Source organism: Melittangium boletus DSM 14713, from assembly GCF_002305855.1.
Lineage (GTDB): Bacteria > Myxococcota > Myxococcia > Myxococcales > Myxococcaceae > Cystobacter > Cystobacter boletus.
In genome coordinates, this window is record NZ_CP022163.1 from 8108177 (window position 1) to 8125312 (window position 17136).

Genomic DNA, 17136 nt, shown 5'->3' on the forward strand with positions numbered 1-17136 from the left:
TCCCCGGAGGGGCGGAAGATGGGAGGGAAGAAGGCGTGAGGCGGGGTCGCTCAGCGGACCTCATGAGGCCGCGGCTCGCGCCAGGCGCGCAGCCAGCTGCGCGTGACCGGATAGTGGCCGAGGAAATAGCCGTCGCAGTGATGGCCGGCGCGGTACTCCGGCACGCCCCACAGCAACAGGTGGGCGGCGTGCAGGTTGGGCATGGGCACGCGCGGCGAGAGGTGATGGGTGAGGTGGTAGTTGTCCCCGAAGGGATGCAGCAGCAGGCCCAGCGTATTGCGAGGCGCGTTGCGCGTGTACGAGAGCACGGTGCCCACCTCGAGCCCGGAGTGGTCGGCCAGCTCGGTGAAGACCTTGAGCGCGTGGTAGGTGGTGGCCCGCGACAGCAGCCACAGGCCCAGGAAGGCGAGCGCGCGGCCCGGCCCCACCGCCAGCGTGAGCGCCCCCTCCACCACCGTCCACCACAGGAGGATGCGGCCCCGGTCCCGCCAGTTCAGCGCGGGCAGCTCGCCCAGGCAGTGGCTCTTCCAGAGGCGCGCGGAGAAGAGGGTGCGCAGGTACACCTGCGTGGCCGAGGGTCCCGCCTCGCCATCCCCGGGCCGCACGGGAATGGGCAGGTGGTCCGGATCCTCCTCGGGCGCATGCAGGCGGGCGTGATGCCGCAGGTGCAGCGCGCGGTAGCGGCGGAATTCCTCGAACATCGGCGCCGCGAGCAGCACCTGGAACAGCGGCTCGCCCCCGCGCAGGATGTTGCCGTGCGCGGCATCATGCAGGCTGTTGCCCAACAGCCGCTGCGCGGACGCCGTCAGCAGCAGCGCCACGGGAAGCAGCGCCAGGCTTCCCCATGCCACCAGGCTCCAGGACAGCACGAGCCCGAGCCACGCCATGGCGACGTACGCGAGCGACACCACCGGCCGTGGCCGCTGCAGCCTCAGCAGGCGCGCGCTCCACTCCGGCTCGCCCTGGAGGGCGCGGCGCAAGGCGTGGATCTCCACCTGCACCGGAGAGGGACGCTCTTTCCTGAAGGTCCCCTCCGGGGAACGGTCATCCTCTTGCCTAGGTTGTTCTTGCTCGGGCGCGTGTACGGGCGACAAGGACATGAGGTGCGGCTCTACCGCCCGATGACGCGGGGCGACGAAGAAAAATACAGACAAAGCGTGAAAGTTCTGTCGCGCGGAGGCCCAATGTTCGCTGGTTCACCCTCTCGCCAGGGCGGAGGGGACCGGGCGCTCGAGGCGGTGGACAGCGGCCACCAGACATGCCGCGCTGCCGCCCCCCAGGTGGAACTGCTCCAGCGGGACATGCACGGGCTGCTTGCCGGCGTCACGCACCGCTTGCTCCGTGACGGGCGCGCGGCAGGGGATGAGCACCGAGCGCCCGCACTCGACCATGTTGAGGCTGAAGCGCAGCGCCTCGTCACGCGGAATGGGCACGATGCGGCGGATGCCCGGGGCGCGCTCCAGCCGCAGGAAGGACTCGCGGGTGAAGGCCTCCGGGTACACCAGCGCGGTGCCGTCCTCGAGCACCGTCAGGGCCACGTCCAGGTGGTAGAGGGCCGGATCCGTCAGCTCGAGGGGCGTCACGGGCACCTCGAGGAAGCGTTCCAGCTCGGTGGCGGTCCTCACGTCCGAGCGCTGGCCGTGGCCCAGCAGCAGCCCCTGGCCCTCGGGCAGCATGGCCACATCGCCGCCCTCGAAGTGGACGGACGGGGGGCCGTGCAGCTCGAAGCCCTGGGCTTCCAGGGCCACGGCGCGCATGCGCTGCTCCTGGCCTCGCTCCCCGTGCAGGTAGCTGGCGAGCAGGGCGCGCCGCCGGCCGCCCCGCTCCACGAGCAGCGCGTTGTCCTTGGCGAACACGGAGTCGAAGGCGCCGTGGACGAAGGGCAGCTCGATGAGCGTGGCGCCCTCGCGGCGCATCGCCTCGCGCAACACGCGGTGCTCCTCATACGCCGCGGTCATGTCCACCGGGCCCACCCGCATGTGCGGATTGATGACCCAGCTCACGCGAAAGGCGCAGTCCGCGTCGCGCGCATGCGCCTCGTCCCGTACGCACTCGAGCTGACTGACGACGAACGTCCTCCCGGCGGCGGATCCTTCTTCCTGGCGTATGTCCATCTGCGTCCTCTGGGCGTTGAGTCATCCGCACGACGTGTACGGCTTCACGGAGCGGGCGGGCTTCTTCCACAAAGGAGATGGGGCTTCAATTCAATTAGGAAGAACGCTGATGGAGTTGGGGACATGACAATTCACGAGGAGTTTTCCTTACTGGGGCATGCGGTAGAGCACGATGCCCGAGCGCGGTGCGTGGAAGAGGTACTCCGCGCCGCGCCACTCGCGCAGGGCCCACTCCGCCTGGGAGCCGCCTTCCACGCCCACCCACCGGGGCTTCAACGCATCGATCCGGGCGAGGTACGCGCCCAGGTCCCCGTTGCTCGGCACGTACTCCACCCGGGTGCGGTAGTCGCGCGTGAAGAACTCCCCCAGGAAGTTCACCGACTGATCATAGGCCACCACGTCGCCCGCCCTCAGCTCCTGCTCCTTGCGGAGGTTCCACTCGGTGGGCCACAGCCAGTTGACCACCTGGAGCGCCGCGCGGCGCGAGGGGTCCGAGCGCAGCGTCTCCTCGAAGTGCTTCGGGTACATGAAGAGCTCCCGCTCGCGCACCTGCGCGCTCGCCCCTCGCCAGAAGGTCACGCCCGTGAGCCCGAGGAAGAGGAGTGACAGGCCCAGGCGGGGCAGGGCGCGTCCAAGACGCCCCTGGACCGAGCCCAGCGCCACCAGCCCCGCGGTGGCGACTCCCATCACGAAGCGGGGCCACCAGGCCGACTGCACCGTCAACGCCGCCAGCGCGAGCGCGAGCACGGGCAGGTGGTGCTTCCAGTGCCTCGGCCGCCACAGCTCCAGCACGAGCCACACCAGGCACGGCACCAACAGGTACGCGAAGAGCGGACCGAATCCTCCCGTGCGCACGTCCGGCCAGTACACGGGCGGCTCCACGTACCAGCTCCGCAGCAGTTGCAGGACGGCGCCCGGCGAGCCGAAGAAGAGCGGGCTCTCCCCGGGACGCGAGCCATAGAACTGCGCCGGATCGAACAGGCCGGGCAGCTCGGTGCCCAAGAGCGGCACCTTCACCTTGAAGGCCCACAGCGGATTGCCCGTCTTCCAGAGGTTCTGGAAGTACTTGAACGAACCCACGGCCATGAGCGCGAGCACCGACAGCGCCTGGTTCGCGGCGATCCGCCACCGTCCGCCGTGCGCGTTCCTCAGCTCCCATACGCCTCGGAGGGCGATCCAGGGCCCGAGCATGAGCAGGTGGAAGGCCCCCGTCATCTTCGTGCCCGTGTACAGCCCGAACGCCAGCAGGCTCATCCAGCGATCCCTCGCGTTGGGCCGCTCGCGCAGGAAGAACACCGCCGCGCTCAGGAAGGCGCCGCACGCCAGGTCCACGTGCGTGCTCCACATCTGCAGGAACATGGGGGGCAGGAGCACCCACGCCGCGCCCACTCCCGCCGCGAAGGCCGGGCGCGCCCCGACTTCCCGCGCCCAGGCCGCCGTCACCGCCGCGCCCAGCACCGCGAAGGGCAGTTGCGAGCTGTCATCCAACCGGTTGTCGGAGGGGAAGATGCAATTCCAGAGCGCCAGCAACTCGATGTTCTTCGGATGGCTCTGCGTCCAGGGGACCGACGTGTCGATCCAATCCAGCGAACCCGTCTGGATGGCGTATCCGGTGATGGGCACGTGGTACCAGACCGGATCCCACGTCCAGGATTTGTAGATCCACACCAGCAGCACGGCGAAGAGCCACACCCCCACCGTGAGCACGCAGGTGAGCACCGCGGGCTCGCGCTCGCTCAGGGCCTCGCGCACCAGCCTCGCCGGGGCGCCCAGGTCCGCGCGCGCCAGGAGCCTTGTCCGCTCGCCTCCCAAGACGCGCCAGGCCGCTCCCGCCGCGATCGCGAACCCCACCGGTGCCAGCAACCCGAGCCACATGGGACGCAGCAGCCCCACGAGCCCCAACGCCTGTATGGGAATGAGGAGGAGCGCGGGGGCCACGAGAAGCAGGGCGATGAGCCGGTGGAGGACACCTCGCTCCGGGTAGAGCGCCGCCGCGACGAGCCAGCTCGCCCCCAGGCACATCCCCGTTTCCAAGATCCAGACGAGCCAACCCATGAGCATGCGCTCGCGGACAGTGCCCCAACGCGGAGCCCCTCCACAAGGCAAGTCTCACGGCGCCGTGAGGTGGGGCTGGGGCCGATCGAAGACGCGCCAGATGACGCGCTCTCCGCCGCTGGTGTGGTTGGGGGCATGGCAGTGGACGACGAAGTCCCCCGCGGCGCGGTGCTCCTCCGAGTCTTCGGTGAGGACGAGGGTGAGGCTTCCGCCCGGTGTCAGCAGGTGGGGTTGGGCCAGGGGCTCGTCCGAGGACTCGCTCCATCCATGCACATGCGGGATGTGGGGCTCCGCGTTTCCCGCGTGCACCACGCGCAGCTTGATGGCCTCGTCCCGGTACGAGCGCAGCAGCGGAGCCTCCGCCTCCGGCGGGGACGCGTGGGGCTCGTCCCGCTCGAATTGAGGATGGCTGCGGTAGTTGAGTCCGAAGGAGCCGGCACGGAAGGGTCCGGCCATTTCGTCCAGCTCGGGCAGCAACTCGCCCCGGGACGAGCGCACCTCGGCCACCTCGGGCGGTCCCATGGCGTGGGAGATCAGCACCAGCTCCCGGAAGGAGCTCCCGGAGGGCGTGTCGATGCGGGCTTCCCATCCCTGTCCGCCCGGCAATGGCCCGTTCTCGGAGGCGTCCCGGTACCGGGCGCCCGCTGGCTCCAGGACGAGCGCGCCGAAGAGCCCTCGGGACTCGCGCTCGCCCCCGTCCTCCGGATCGTGCAGGAGATATGCCCCCTCCGCCTCGGGGTCGTCGGGCAGCGCGAGCGCGTAGGTGAGGGATTGGCCCGGCGGGAGCGAGGTCCCTGGAACGAAGTCTCCCGTCCGTCCCGGGCCGCTCACGGTGCCGCGCAGCCCCTCGATGTGCAGGGCCGCGGGCTCTTGGTCGAGCCGGTTGGTGAAGCGCAAGCGCAGGCACTCGCCCAGGTTGGCGCGCAGCACGAGGGGGTAGGGAAGCACCTCCGGCCCCTCGGTCCGCTCGCCGTCGAGGACGTAGCGCAGTCCCCGGGGAATGTGGTCGCCCTCCGCGTTGAGGCGGATGTCCGTGGCGATGGCCGCCACGGCGTAGTGCCGCACGGGCGCCCCCGGTGGACACACGTCCGCCTCCAGGACGGGCCCTTCATCGGATTTCCAGAGACAGGCGGCACCCAGCCAGAGGAGTGACGCCGTCGCGGACCCTCGGGCGCGCGTGAGCGCGAAGCGCGAGCGGTGGTGCACGAGCAGCCACGTGAGCGGGAAGACGGGCACCTGGAGCAGCATCGCGTCCCGGATGCCCGCCCACGCCGCGTCCAGGAGCGAGTCGTCGCCCGGCTCCTCCGGTGACGAGAGGTCCGGGCTGGCCACCGAGCACAGGAAGCGGCTCTCGTCCGTCAGGGGATCGGCCGTCGCGGGACGCGCGAGGCCCATGTCGGAGGGAGTCGATGGAGCGGGCCGACTCTGGACGATGCCCCGGCCCGCGGCCACGGGCAGCAGCAACAGGAGGAAGCTCGTGGAGAGCAGGGCGGCCTTCCGCGCGTCCGTGAGAGGGCCTGGGTGCCGGTGGCGGTACACGCGCACGCCCGCGACCACCAGCGTCCAGAGGGGCACGAGGAGCGCCGCGTCCTTCGCCAGCAGGCGGCCCACGGTGCTCGCGCGGACGTCGAAGCCCCCGGAGAGCAATTCCAGCAGCACGAGCTCCCAGCCCAACAGGCCGCACGAGAGGAGCACGGCGAGCTCCCAACGGGGCTTCCAGCACGCGCCCTCGGGAGTATTGGCAGGGGGGCCGTTCATTCTCCGGCCCGGGGACTCACGAGGTAGCGGATGACGTCCGCCATCTCCTGCGCGGACAGCGTTTCACCGTACAGGGGCATGGGGCTGGGCCGGGCACAGGGTGTTTGTCCGGGGCACTCGGGCGCGAGGAAGGCGTCGGGGTTGAGCAGGGACTCATAGGCGTACTGCGCCGCGCTCAAGCCCGCGATGCGCGTGGCCCCCACCCGGAGAAACCCGCCGAGGGGAGGGCCCACCCGGGCATTCTCCGGCGATGCCATGTCCCCATGGCAGGAGGCGCAGGCGAGCCGCCCGTGGAAGAGGGCCTCGCCCGCGGAGGCGGAGCCGGGCGGAAGCTCCTCCACGCTCTCGGGCCAGCCCTGGGGCTCCGCTTCGGGACTCAGGGGCCGCCGGGTGGCCAGCAGGGCCGTGCGCTCTCCGCCCCGGACCCAGCTCAGGCGCAAGGGAGCGGTGGTGCGCGGCACGTCGAAGCTCAGCGTCAGGAACAACAGCTCCGCGGGACGCAGGGTGAAGGGCCGGGAGACTTTCGTCGAGGCGAGCCACTCGGCGCCCGTGCGGCCCTCGGTGAGCCGCAGCTCCTCGGGTGTGAACTCCAGGGGGAGGGAGCGGGGATTGAAGACGGACAGCTCCACGGCGAGACGGCGCGAGCCGGACGCGGGCGCGCCGGGCACCGAGGGCAGGGCGGCCGTGGCGCCATGGTCCGTGGCCTCGTGCAGCCACACGGCCCGCTCCAGCCGCAGCCGGAGCCCTCGCTGCTGGGCCTCTCGCTGGGGCTGCTCGGCGCGGGCGCGCAGCACGAGCGCCCCTCCGCCCAGGGACGCCAGCAGCGCGAGGCTGGCCGCGCTCCAGGGCCTATAGCGCATCCGCGCCGGGCTCCGACACGGGAACGGACAACCTCACGGGGCCCGCCTTCTCGAAGCGCAGGGTGAGGTCCAGTTGGGCGGCCGCGGCGGGCACGGCGTACAGCATGAGGTGTTTGCCCCCGGGTTCCAGCTCCACGCGGCTGCGCGCGGGCAGGGCGAAGCCCTCGGGCCGCGGATTCATCCGCAGCAGCTCTCCCTCGGCGAGGACTTCGTGCAGCTCCACCCGCCCGGCCGACGAGGATTCGGCGGAGACGAGGCGATCGTCTCGTCCGGTGCCGTTGACGAGCGTGAGGTAGACGGCGCCCACCCGGGAGGGCGTCACCATCGCCCGGGCCTTCTCCACCCGGGGGCCCACGGACGGATCCTCGTCTTCCGCCAGCAGCCGCGCCACTTCGTCCTTCAGGTATTCCGCGCCCACGGAGAAGGGCAGGCGCAGACGCAGCACGCCCCGCTTGTCGACGACGAAGAACGCCCCCGTGTGATCGATGGTGTACGGCACGTCCTGCTTGAAGGGGTGTTGGCGGTAGCGCGTGGTGTCCGGGTAGTGGCGCGCCGCGGTGACATGCCAGGCGGACAGCACCGAGGCGAGCGAGCCTTCTTCCAGGCGCAGGCCCAGGAAGCGCGGATTGAAGGCGTGCACGTACTTCTCCAACTGCTCGGCGCTGTCCCGCTCGGGATCCACGGAGAGGAAGACCACCTGGAGATCCCTCGCCGCGGCGCCCAGGCGGCGCTGGAGCCGTTGCAGCTGGTTCAGGGTGGTGGGACACACGTCCGGGCAGGACGTATAGCCAAAGGACAGCACCACCACCTTGCCGCGCTGCTCGCTCAGCCGGAAGATTCCGCCCGAGGCCTGGGGCACTTCCAGCTCGGGAGCGGCTTGGAGCGGGAGCACCGCGAATTCATCGCTCTTGCGGCACCCGGCGGTGAGCACCAGGAGCGCACAGAGCGGCGGCAGCCAGCGTGTACGTCCGCGCATGTCCATTGCCCCCCCGGGAAGTCCAGCCAGGGGAGGAGAGATGGGGATTCTCGAAGGATGAAGTCAGTGGTCCGGGAGGACGAGGACTCTGTCCGGAGTTCATCGCCCGTGGTGCGAGCGTCGCCAGTGCTCCACCTGACGCACCTGCTCGAGATCCCTGGGCGTGCCGCGCTCACGCTTGAGCGCGAGGAGGGTCTCCAGGTCCATCACGGGCAGTCCTCCCAGGAGCCGGGCCCCGGCCACCACCTCGCGAGGCGACAGGGTGTCGTGCTCGTAGGTGCCGTCCATCACGGCCGTGTCCTTCCTCGCCCGGACGTAGTACCTGCCGCGCAGGGACTCCAGGTCCAGCGGGAGCGAGACGGGGACGTTCCAGACCGCGAGCGCCCAGCCATCCTCCACCAGGATCCGCGCCCACCGCTGGAGGTTGTCCGGCTCCGGGTCCAGGAAGAGATCGCAGTCCGGGACGGGCTCGCCCGCGAGTGCGTCCATGGACAGGCGCAGCGCGAACGAGCCCGTGAGCGCGAAGGACACGCCTCTCGCCTTCAACCGGTGCAGCACGTCCAGATAGGCGGGGTGCTCGGGAGGCCAGGGGCTCATGCGGCGGTGCGCAGCAAGACCTCGCGCTCCGGATCCCAGTCCGCGCAGAGGTTGCCATTGGCGTGGAAGACGAACTTGTGGATGACGCCCGAGCGGTGCCGGGCCTTCATGTCCTGGTAGTCCGAGGCCTCGAACGTCACGTCGCACCGGCCCCGCCAGCGCAGGCGCACGTTCCAGTAGTAGTAGCCGCGCGTGACTTCCAGGGGCTCGAAGTCCGCGCTGGACGCTCCGCCCGGCAGCAGGGGCCCGAGCAGGTCGTCGATGGCCACCCGATCCCTCTCGATGACGCGCGATGTTCCATTGGGCCGGTAGAGCCCATGGAGCCGCGAGAACTCGCGGAACACCACGTCCGTCACGCCGAGCGAGTCCACCGCCCAGCCCAGGTAGTCCTCCACGTCCCGAGGCGTCGCCACGCCCGTGCGTTGCGCGATGCACACGAGCCGCACGGGCACCTGCTCGCGAGAGGCCCGTATCGCGGACTCGAACACCTCCTGCCTCGCCACGGGCTGACCGGGCCGGAAGCGCATGATGACGTCATTGCGCGCCGCCACGGGGTGGTGCCGGGACACCTCCACGCGCGTCAGGCCATAGCGCGCCAGGCGGGGCAGCAATACCGCGCCCGACGTCTCCGCGCACAGCCCCGAGGCGTTGGAATAGAGGACCTTCTCCTCCACGAGGCCCTGGGGATGCCGCTCGTGTTGCTCCAACACCTCGAGCACCCCCAGCAACCACTCCGGCACATCCGTGGCCTCCAGCCCGGACAGCGAGATGCCCAGGGGAAGGCCTCGGAGCGCGGCCAGCGCCCGCGCCAGCCCTTCCTGGTAGCCGGGGCCGGGGCGCAGCGCGGCGGACAAGCGTCCGGAGTCCCAGGGCCGCAGCGTCTCCGAGCAGAAGACACAGCGGGCCGAACAGGGCTGGGCGGAGGCGAAGGGCGTGAACGTCACGGGCAGCGCCACCCGCCACGTCTGGCCTTCCCACGTATGCGTCCGAAGCGACTCGGGGGGCGGCACCTTGTGGTGCACGGGAAGGCCAGCGAGGGAGGCGGGCAGCGCGAACATGGACTTCTCGCCGAGGCTCAGTAGTGCCAGGGGAAGCGCTTGTAGTCCTGGTCCCGCTTCTCCAGGAAGGCGTCCCGGCCCTCCTGGGCCTCCTCGGTGCCGTAGGCGAGCCGGGTGGCCTCGCCCGCGAAGAGCTGCTGGCCCACGAGCCCATCGTCCGGCAGGTTGAAGCCGTACTTGAGCATGCGCATGGCCGTGGGGCTCTTGGAGTTGATGAGCCCCGCCCACTCCAGCGCTACCTCTTCTAGCTGCGCGTGAGGCACGGACGCGTTCACCATGCCCATGGCGGCGGCCTGATCGGCGGAGTAGTCGAGCCCCAGGAAGAAGATCTCCCGCGCCTTCTTCTGGCCCACCTGGCGCGCGAGCAGCGCCGAGCCGTAGCCGCTGTCGAAGCTGGCCACGTCCGGATCCGTCTGCTTGAAGATGGCGTGCTCCTTGCTCGCCAGCGTCATGTCGCACACCACGTGCAGGCTGTGTCCGCCACCCACGGCCCAGCCGGGCACCACGGCGATGACGATCTTGGGCATGAAGCGGATGAGCCGCTGCACCTCGAGGATGTGCAACCGGCCCAGGCGGCCCGGATCCGGCTTGCCGGCCTGATCGCCCTCGTACTTGTAGCCGTCCTTGCCACGGATGCGCTGATCCCCGCCGGCGCAGAAGGCCCAGCCGCCGTCCTTGGGCGAGGGCCCGTTGCCGGTGATGAGCACACAGCCCACGTCCGTGGACATGCGGGCGTGGTCGAGCGCCGTGTACAGCTCGTCCACCGTCTTGGGCCGGAAGGCGTTGCGCACCTCGGGGCGGTTGAACGCGATGCGCACCGTGCCCTGGTCCACGGCGCGGTGGTAGGTGATGTCCTCGAACTGGAAGCCATCGACCTGGCGCCAGCGCGCGGGATTGAAGAGGGGGGAAATCGTCATGGCGTGTCTCCGAGAGGGGGCGCGCGGACCCTAGTGCCGCCTCTCGGCGAGCGTCAATCGAGCGACGAGGTGGCGCGCTCGTACTCCTCGTGGCTGGGCGGGTACTCGGACCAGAAGAACAGCCGGCCCACGTGGCCCATCAGCGTTTCCTGCTTGCCGGCCGCGTCCGCGTCGGAGACGAAGACCGACAGGCCCGAGACGAGCGGCGAGGAGGGGCCCTGGATGGCGAACACGGGCAGGGCCAGGTCCACCTCGTAGCCGTGCTCTCGCTGGCGCCAGGTGCCACGGGCGGCGACGAAGGGCTCATCCAGGTATTGCTTCTTGTCCCCCTCCTCCTTCTGCCACAGCCGCACCTGGAGTTGGCCCTCGGGCGCGAGCAGCACGCCCAGCTTGAAGTTGCCCGAGGTGCCGCGCGACACGGTGAGCTCCAGGTGGTCGGAGTGCACGCCGGTGCCGGTGGCGAAGGGGACGACGGTGTCGTCGTCCACCTCGGCGTGAAGGTGCAGGTTCTCGCCCACGCGCATGACCTGCCAGGCGAGGGCCAGGTCGCTCTCGTCTCTCCAGGCGTCCCGGCCCCAGGGGATATGGGCCCGGGTGTAGGCGTGCACGATGGGGGCGAGTGCCCGGGCGGCCTCGACGGACTTCGCCTCGCGCACGGGGTAGGGCTCACCGCCCTCCACGTGCAGCCCTTGCGTCCCGGAGAACAGCATGACGTCTGGATGGGTGCGCGAGATGTCCTGACTGGATCCCAACGAGCCGTAGGGCCCATCCCAGGTGGTGAAGACATACGTGGTGGGCGTCAGGTTGAACTCGACCGCCTCCAGGGCGAGGGGGAGCTTGCGCACCTGGGAACCCTTCACCAGGACGGGGCACAGGTTGCCTCGATGGGAGTTCTCGCGGTCCTCGACCGAGTCGAGGACGAGCATGCACGTGCCGCGATGACACTCATGATGCCGCGGGAAGATGAACTCCGACCCACAGGCCGCTATGGCCTTGGCGAGCACGGCCTCGGTCACGGGGACCTTGAGGCTTGGCTTCTCGGGTTCGGTGGGCGGGGGCCGAGAAGGCCTGGGGGGTTTGGAGACCTTGGAGACCTTGGGCGGCCGCTTCCATTCGGGCACGCGGACCGCCTTGAGGTCCTGGGTGAGCGTCTTGCCGTCCGACGACAGTTTCCACACCTGTCGATTGACCCAGGATTGATCCACACCGATGTCGATTCCCATCTCCCGTCCGCTGCGGAAGGGGCCTTTGTAATCGAGGAATTCGATCCGCCGGGGGCCGATGAACCGCACCTCATGGGTGTATGGGCCCAGGGGTGAGCGCTCATGCTCACTCACCACATGGCCCTCGCGATCGGTGACGTACAGGGTGTTGAAGTAGCAGTACTCGCCCGAGCACGGGCTGTAGATGCTCTGCCTCCAGATGCAGAACGCACCCTGGCAGTCGAGCCGACGCGAGTCATCGTGCTCGACGAGTTTTTCGCCCTCCGCGGGCTGCGCGAGGGCCTGGGGACCTCCACCCAGGCCGAGTACCGACACCACGGCCAGCGCGCGCAGGGCGACGGGACTCGGCCCCGGAGAGGACCTCACGGCAGGGCGAGGCCGAGCCGCTGACGCAGACGCAGGAAGTCGTCGCTGATCACGTACGAGAGGAGCTGTTGCATGTCCGAGCGCTCGCGAAGGGCCTGGATCAGGGGCTCGGCGTTGTCCACGCGCAGGGTGGCGAAGTTCGGGTCCTCCTTGAGCACCAGCGTGAGGCCCACCGACACGTCACCGCACATCAGCGCGCCGGCCCGGTCCGCCGACAGGGCGAAGCCCTCCAGCACGGGGGCCAGGTCCACCTTGGGCTGGGGTCCCAGCTCCAGGGCGGCGGGCTCCAGGGCCTTGAGCGCCTTGCGTGAGTAGGCGCGGCGGTACTGGCGCACCATCTCCTCGTTGTTGCGGCCCAGCGCCGAGAACTGCGGGGCGAAGACGCGCACCGAGTGGCCGAACAGGTCCGTCGTCTCGCCGCGCGACAGCTTGGAGAGCACCGCGGTCTTGTTGAGCAGACCCATGACGGCGCGGCCGATGAGGAACTTCTGCTCGCGGGCGTTGAAGCGGCGCACGACGTCCTGGCCCACGCACACGGCCAGGGGCTCGCTGGTCTCCAGGGCGATGAGGCCGCGGCGCGCCTGGTACACCTCGAACTCCTCCACGCCGAAGACCTGCGCCACGGTGCGCACGGCCTTGAACACCGCGTGATCCGGCTTGAGCTTGTCCTCCTTGCGGTTGACGCCGAGCAGTTCGAACTGCGGCGGGTGCATCTTGCCGAGCTGATCGCCCACGGCGCGCATCACCTCGAGCAGGGGCCCGCGCGAGGTGGGGTGGGTGAGGCCCGCGTCCACGTCCGCCAGGCTCAGCCGCTCCTGGGTCTCCACGGGCAGGCGGGTGCGCATCTCCGTGTAGAAGGAGACCTCGACCTCGTTGGCCGAGCGCAGGAAGTGCAGCACGGCGGCGGCGCAGAAGGCCTTGTCGTTCTGCTTGAGGCCCTCCCACAGCCGGAAGAGCGCGTGCAGGCTGTCCACGCGCGTGGGCTCCAGGCGGAGGATCTGCCGGTGCTCCTCGATGGCGAGCTGAGCGGACGCCGCGTCGCGCATGTAGAGGGTCGCCAGCGACGCGCGCGCCTGCACGTTGGCTGGCTCCGTGTCGACGATCTGCCGGTAGAGCGTCACCGCCCGGTTCGGCTCCCCGAGCGCTCCGGCGCTCAGGTCCGCGACCTTCAAGCGCAGCGTGGTGGCGCGCCGGGTGTCACCCGTGGTCTGCGCCTGGGTGGACTGGGCCTCCAGCATCTGCGACAGCTCCGGCAGCTTGCCGGCGCGCTCATAGAGGCCCGCGAGCCGATCCACCAGGGCCATGTCCCCCGGGCTCAGCTCCAACGCCTGGCGGTAGAGCGTGGAGGCGGTGGCGATGTCTCCGAGTCCCTGCTCGTACACCTGGGCGAGCGTCACGGTATGGCGCGCACGATCGGCCACGGGCAGCTCCAGCTCGAGCAGCCGCCGCAGGCACTCCAGGGCGCCCTGCCCGTTGCGCACCTGGAGGAAGAGGGTGGACAGGCGCTCCAGGACCTCGGTGCTTCGTGGCAGGCCCTCGCGCGCGGCGTGCAGGTGCACGGCGGCGCGGGTCGGCTCGTTGAGGTGATCCTGGTAGAGCGAGCCCAGGGTGAGGTGCATCCGCGCGAGCAGGGTGGGCTCGCCGCCGAGCTCCACGCGCTGGGTGAGCGTGGTGGCCGCCTCCGCGTGGCGATTCTCCTCCAGCAGCATGTGGGCGCGCAGCTCCAGGGCCTCGGGCATCGAGGGCTGCAGCTCCAAGGTGCGGTCGAGCAGCTCCATGGCCCGGAGCCTGTCCCCCACGCCGGTGAGGTACGTCCTGGCCGCGTTGAGGAAGGCCGTGGCGGCCGACGCCGCGTCTCCCTGCGCCCGCCGGGCCTCGCCGCGCCGCTCCTGCAGCAGGGCCAGGTCCGCGGCGCCACCGCGCGCGGCGAGCAACTCCTCCAGGCCCGCCGTCGCCGCCGTGTCCAGCGGGTCGCGCTCGAGCGCCTTGCGGTAGAGCGCGATGGCGCCTTCCTCGTCCTGGAGGGCGCCCGCGGCGATGCGGGCCGCGGAGATGAAGGACTCGATGGCGCCGCGCGCGTCCCGGCTCGCGTGCGCCTCGCTCTCCAGCAGCACGCGGATGGAGGCGGCGTCACCCCGGCGCGAGAGCACGCGCCGCAGGCCCTGGAGCGCGGGCAGACACTGGGGCTGGAGCTGCAGCACCGCGCGGTAGGCCTGCTCGGCGCGGGTGGAGTTGTTGAGCTTGCCCTCGTCCAGCTCCGCGCAGCGCAGCATGAGCTGCACGCGCTCCATCTCGTCCGTCACCACCTGGAGGCGGCGCAGGTACAGCTCGGACAGGCCGGCGGCGTCGCCCTGCTGGCGCAGGGTGCGCTCCAGGTTGAAGGCGAGCCGCACGTCGCGCGGGTTCTCCGCCACGGCGAGCCGCAGGGCCTCCACATCCATGCCCTTGTCCAGGTCCGTGGCGGCGTTCACCCGCAGGGCGAGTCCCAGGCGGCCGTCCTTCACCTGCTCGCTCAGCCGCAGGCGCAGCTCACCGCGGCGCGCGCGATCCCCGGCGCGGATGCGCTCGAGCGTCTTGAGGGCGGACAGGTGGCCGGACTCCAGCGCGAGCACCGCCTCGCAGCACTGGGAGGCGCGCGCGGGCTCCTGGAAGTGATCCAGGTAGAGCCGCGCGAGCTTCATGTACGCGGCCACCTTGGCGCCCGTCGTCTGGCCCATCTGCGTTTCCCGATCCAACAGCGCCACGAGCTCCTTCACGTCCTCCTCGGCCAGGAACAGCCGCTCCAGGGCGCGCAGGGTGGCGGTGTGGCCGGGTGCCAGGCTCAGCACTTCCTGGAAGACGCCAATGGCCATGTCCGGCCGCTTGAGCTGGTCCTCCCAGATGGTGGCCGCGTGGTACAGGGCGTTGGCGCGCTCCATCGCGTCCGTGCGGTTGGCGGCCTCGGCGCGCAGCACCTCGATGAGGCTTTCCCACGCCCCCTTGGCCTTGTAGAGCCGCGCGAGCGCGCGCAGCGCCGGGAAGTGGCTGGGCGCCAGCGTGAGCACTTCCTGGTACGAGGCGATGGCCTGGTGCTCGTCCTTCACCCGGTGCTCGTACAGCTCTCCGATTTTGTGGATGAGCGCCGCGGCGGCCTCGGGGTTGGGGGAGATCTCCGCCTCGGCGCGGTACATGCGGATGAGGGGCTCCCACTTGCCCTCCTGCGCGTACAGCCGGCCCAGGGACTTGAGCGCGGGCAGGTAGGACGGCATGAGCGTGAGCACGCGCTCGTACGCGGCGATGGCGCCCGCGCGATCCTTGAGGTGCTCGTCGAGGATTTCCGCGTTGCGGTGGTAGAGCGAGAGCACCTGCTTGGTGTCGCCCACGAGCGACGCCTCCAGCTCCTGGTGGCGCAAGAGCTCCTGGAAGCGCCCGGCGCGCTCGAGCAGCCGGGACAGGTTGTGGATGGTGGGCAGGTGCTCGGGCGCCAGGTCGAGGATGCGCCGCATGCACTCGATGGCGTGGTCCAGATCGTTGAGCCGCTCCTCGTGCAGCAGCGCCACCTTGTTGAGCGTGGCGATGATCAGATCCTTGTCCTGCGTTTGCAGGAGATCCTGCTCGTACATGGCCACGAGCTCGGCGAAGCGGCCCTGGCGCTCGTACAACCGGATGAGGGCCTTCTGGGCGGGGAGATAGCCCGGCTGGACCTGGGTGCAGGCGTGGTAGCGCGGGATGGCCTCTTCCTGGCGGCTCAGACGCTCCTCGAGCACCTCGGCCGCCTTGAACATGCGCGCGGCCTTCTCCTTGGGATCCTGCGTGGCGGCGGCCTCGGCGTCGAAGACGGAGACGAGCCCTTCCCAGTTGCGGGTGCGGTGGTAGAGCTTGCCCAGGCCCGCGAGCGAGGCGGCATGGCCGGGGATGCGCGCGAGGATGGCCTGGTAGCGGGCGATGGCGTCCGCGTCGCGCTTGAGGTCTTCCTCGTAGAGCGCGGCCAGGCGCAGGCTGATGGCGACGAACTCGCCCTCGTCGTTGATGCAGCCCACCCACGCGAGCAGCACGTCCGCCAGCTCCTCGAAGCGGTGGCGCGTCTCGAAGACGTTGGCGAGCGCGGAGAGGATGAGCGATTCGTGGGGGCTCACGCGGCGCGCGTCGAGCAGGGCCGCGAGCGCCTCTTCCTTGCGCCCGAGCCGCTCATACATCTTGCACAGCTGCAACCACGCGGGCGCGCCCTGGGGCCCGAGCGCGGTGGCCTCGGCGGTGAGCACCTCGAGCAGCTCCTCGGCGCGGCCCTCGCGCACGGCCACTCGCTTGAGGGCGTTGAGCAGGAGCGGATCCTCGCGGTCGTGCCGGAAGGCCTCGCGGAAGCACGCGGCGGCGTCGCTGGTGCGCTTGAGGCGCTCGTCGAGCACCATGCCCGCGGTGGTGAGGTAGTGGGCGCGCAGCGCGGGGGTCTCCAGCGCGTTGGCCAGCAGCCGGTACACCTCGATGAGCGAGTTGAAGTCGTTGCGCGCGGAGTAGAGCGCTTCCAGCTGGGTGAGCAGTCCCACGTCCTGGGGCTTGAGCTCCAGACACTGGCCGAAGGCGGCCGTGGCGTCCTCGGTGCGCCCCAGGCGCTCCTCGAGCAGGCTGCCCTTCTCGAAGAGCAGGGCGGCGCGCTCGGTGGGAGACTCGATGGCGCTCAGCTCCGCCTCGAGCAGCTGCACGGCCATCTGCCAGTTGCCCACATCGGCGAAGAGGCGGCGCGCGGCGCGGATGTTGGAGAGGAACTTCGGGGCCAACCGGTAGGCCTGGTTGTAGGCCATGGCGGCGTTGCGCGGATTCTTGAGCGGGTCCTCCCAGAGGCGGCCCATCTCATGGAAGAGCAGGGCGGCCTGGGGCTCGGTGCCGAGGGCGCGCGCCTCTCGCTCCAGGCTGGTGATGCGCTCACGGGCGTCCTGCTCGGGGCTGGCGGCGGGCGGAATCGTGCCCAGCGTGGACGCCATGGCCTCGGTGGCCGCAGGAAGGGGAGCGTTCGTCGTCGCCGGGGCGGACATGACACCGGTGGAACTCGAGGAAGGCGTCCTCGGCAGGTCGTTGTGCTCGCTCATGGGAAAGCCTTCTCCGAGAAGGAAAGATCGCGGCGCTGGGACTTTACAGGCCGGCGGGTTTCGTACCATGTGGTTGGCGGGCCCCTCAAGTTCCCGACTTTCTTGGCATTTCACCCGTTGTCTGGTCGCTCGCCGGGGGGCCGGGCGCG

The 17136-nt window shown here is 70.4% G+C and carries 11 protein-coding genes; all 11 read right to left on the reverse strand.

Annotated features, from left to right (window positions below; all coding sequences use genetic code 11):
* Positions 1-50: 50 nt before the first annotated feature.
* Entirely contained in the window at positions 51-1001 is a 951-nt protein-coding gene (locus MEBOL_RS33605; RefSeq protein ID WP_218920838.1) for a fatty acid desaturase family protein, read from the reverse strand.
* A 195-nt stretch (positions 1002-1196) separates the two neighbouring features.
* Positions 1197-2114, reverse strand: a complete 918-nt coding sequence (locus MEBOL_RS33610; RefSeq protein ID WP_095981260.1) for a dimethylarginine dimethylaminohydrolase family protein — start codon at positions 2112-2114, stop codon at positions 1197-1199.
* 147 nt (positions 2115-2261) lie between these two features.
* Positions 2262-4169, reverse strand: a complete 1908-nt coding sequence (locus tag MEBOL_RS33615; protein ID WP_245919065.1) for a hypothetical protein — start codon at positions 4167-4169, stop codon at positions 2262-2264.
* Between the two features lie 54 nt (positions 4170-4223).
* Positions 4224-5927, reverse strand: coding sequence for a multicopper oxidase domain-containing protein (locus tag MEBOL_RS33620; protein ID WP_281256609.1), 1704 nt, complete (start codon positions 5925-5927; stop codon positions 4224-4226).
* Positions 5924-6787: a c-type cytochrome gene (locus tag MEBOL_RS33625; RefSeq protein WP_095981262.1), complete on the reverse strand. Its 864-nt coding sequence runs from the start codon at positions 6785-6787 to the stop codon at positions 5924-5926. Before MEBOL_RS33625 ends, MEBOL_RS33620 begins: the two co-directional genes overlap by 4 nt.
* Positions 6777-7763 carry an SCO family protein gene (locus MEBOL_RS43350; RefSeq protein ID WP_245919068.1) on the reverse strand — a complete coding sequence of 329 codons (987 nt, stop codon included), beginning with the start codon at positions 7761-7763 and terminating at the stop codon, positions 6777-6779. Before MEBOL_RS43350 ends, MEBOL_RS33625 begins: the two co-directional genes overlap by 11 nt.
* A 99-nt stretch (positions 7764-7862) precedes the next feature.
* On the reverse strand, positions 7863-8360 hold the full coding sequence (locus MEBOL_RS33640; RefSeq protein WP_095981263.1) for a hypothetical protein: 498 nt from the start codon (positions 8358-8360) through the stop codon (positions 7863-7865).
* The gene (locus MEBOL_RS33645) at positions 8357-9418 is read right to left on the reverse strand and encodes a radical SAM family protein (RefSeq protein ID WP_095981264.1); all 1062 of its coding nucleotides are present in this window, start codon (positions 9416-9418) and stop codon (positions 8357-8359) included. The genes MEBOL_RS33640 and MEBOL_RS33645 overlap by 4 nt, the downstream gene beginning before the upstream one ends.
* A 17-nt stretch (positions 9419-9435) precedes the next feature.
* Complete coding sequence (locus MEBOL_RS33650; protein ID WP_095981265.1) at positions 9436-10335, reverse strand: 1,4-dihydroxy-2-naphthoyl-CoA synthase; 900 nt, start codon at positions 10333-10335, stop codon at positions 9436-9438.
* 53 nt (positions 10336-10388) lie between these two features.
* Positions 10389-11924 (reverse strand): DOMON domain-containing protein, encoded by a 1536-nt coding sequence (locus MEBOL_RS33655; RefSeq protein WP_157823817.1) that lies wholly within the window; start codon positions 11922-11924, stop codon positions 10389-10391.
* Positions 11921-16987, reverse strand: coding sequence for a tetratricopeptide repeat protein (locus MEBOL_RS33660; RefSeq protein WP_095981267.1), 5067 nt, complete (start codon positions 16985-16987; stop codon positions 11921-11923). The genes MEBOL_RS33655 and MEBOL_RS33660 overlap by 4 nt, the downstream gene beginning before the upstream one ends.
* Between the last annotated feature and the right edge of the window lie 149 nt (positions 16988-17136).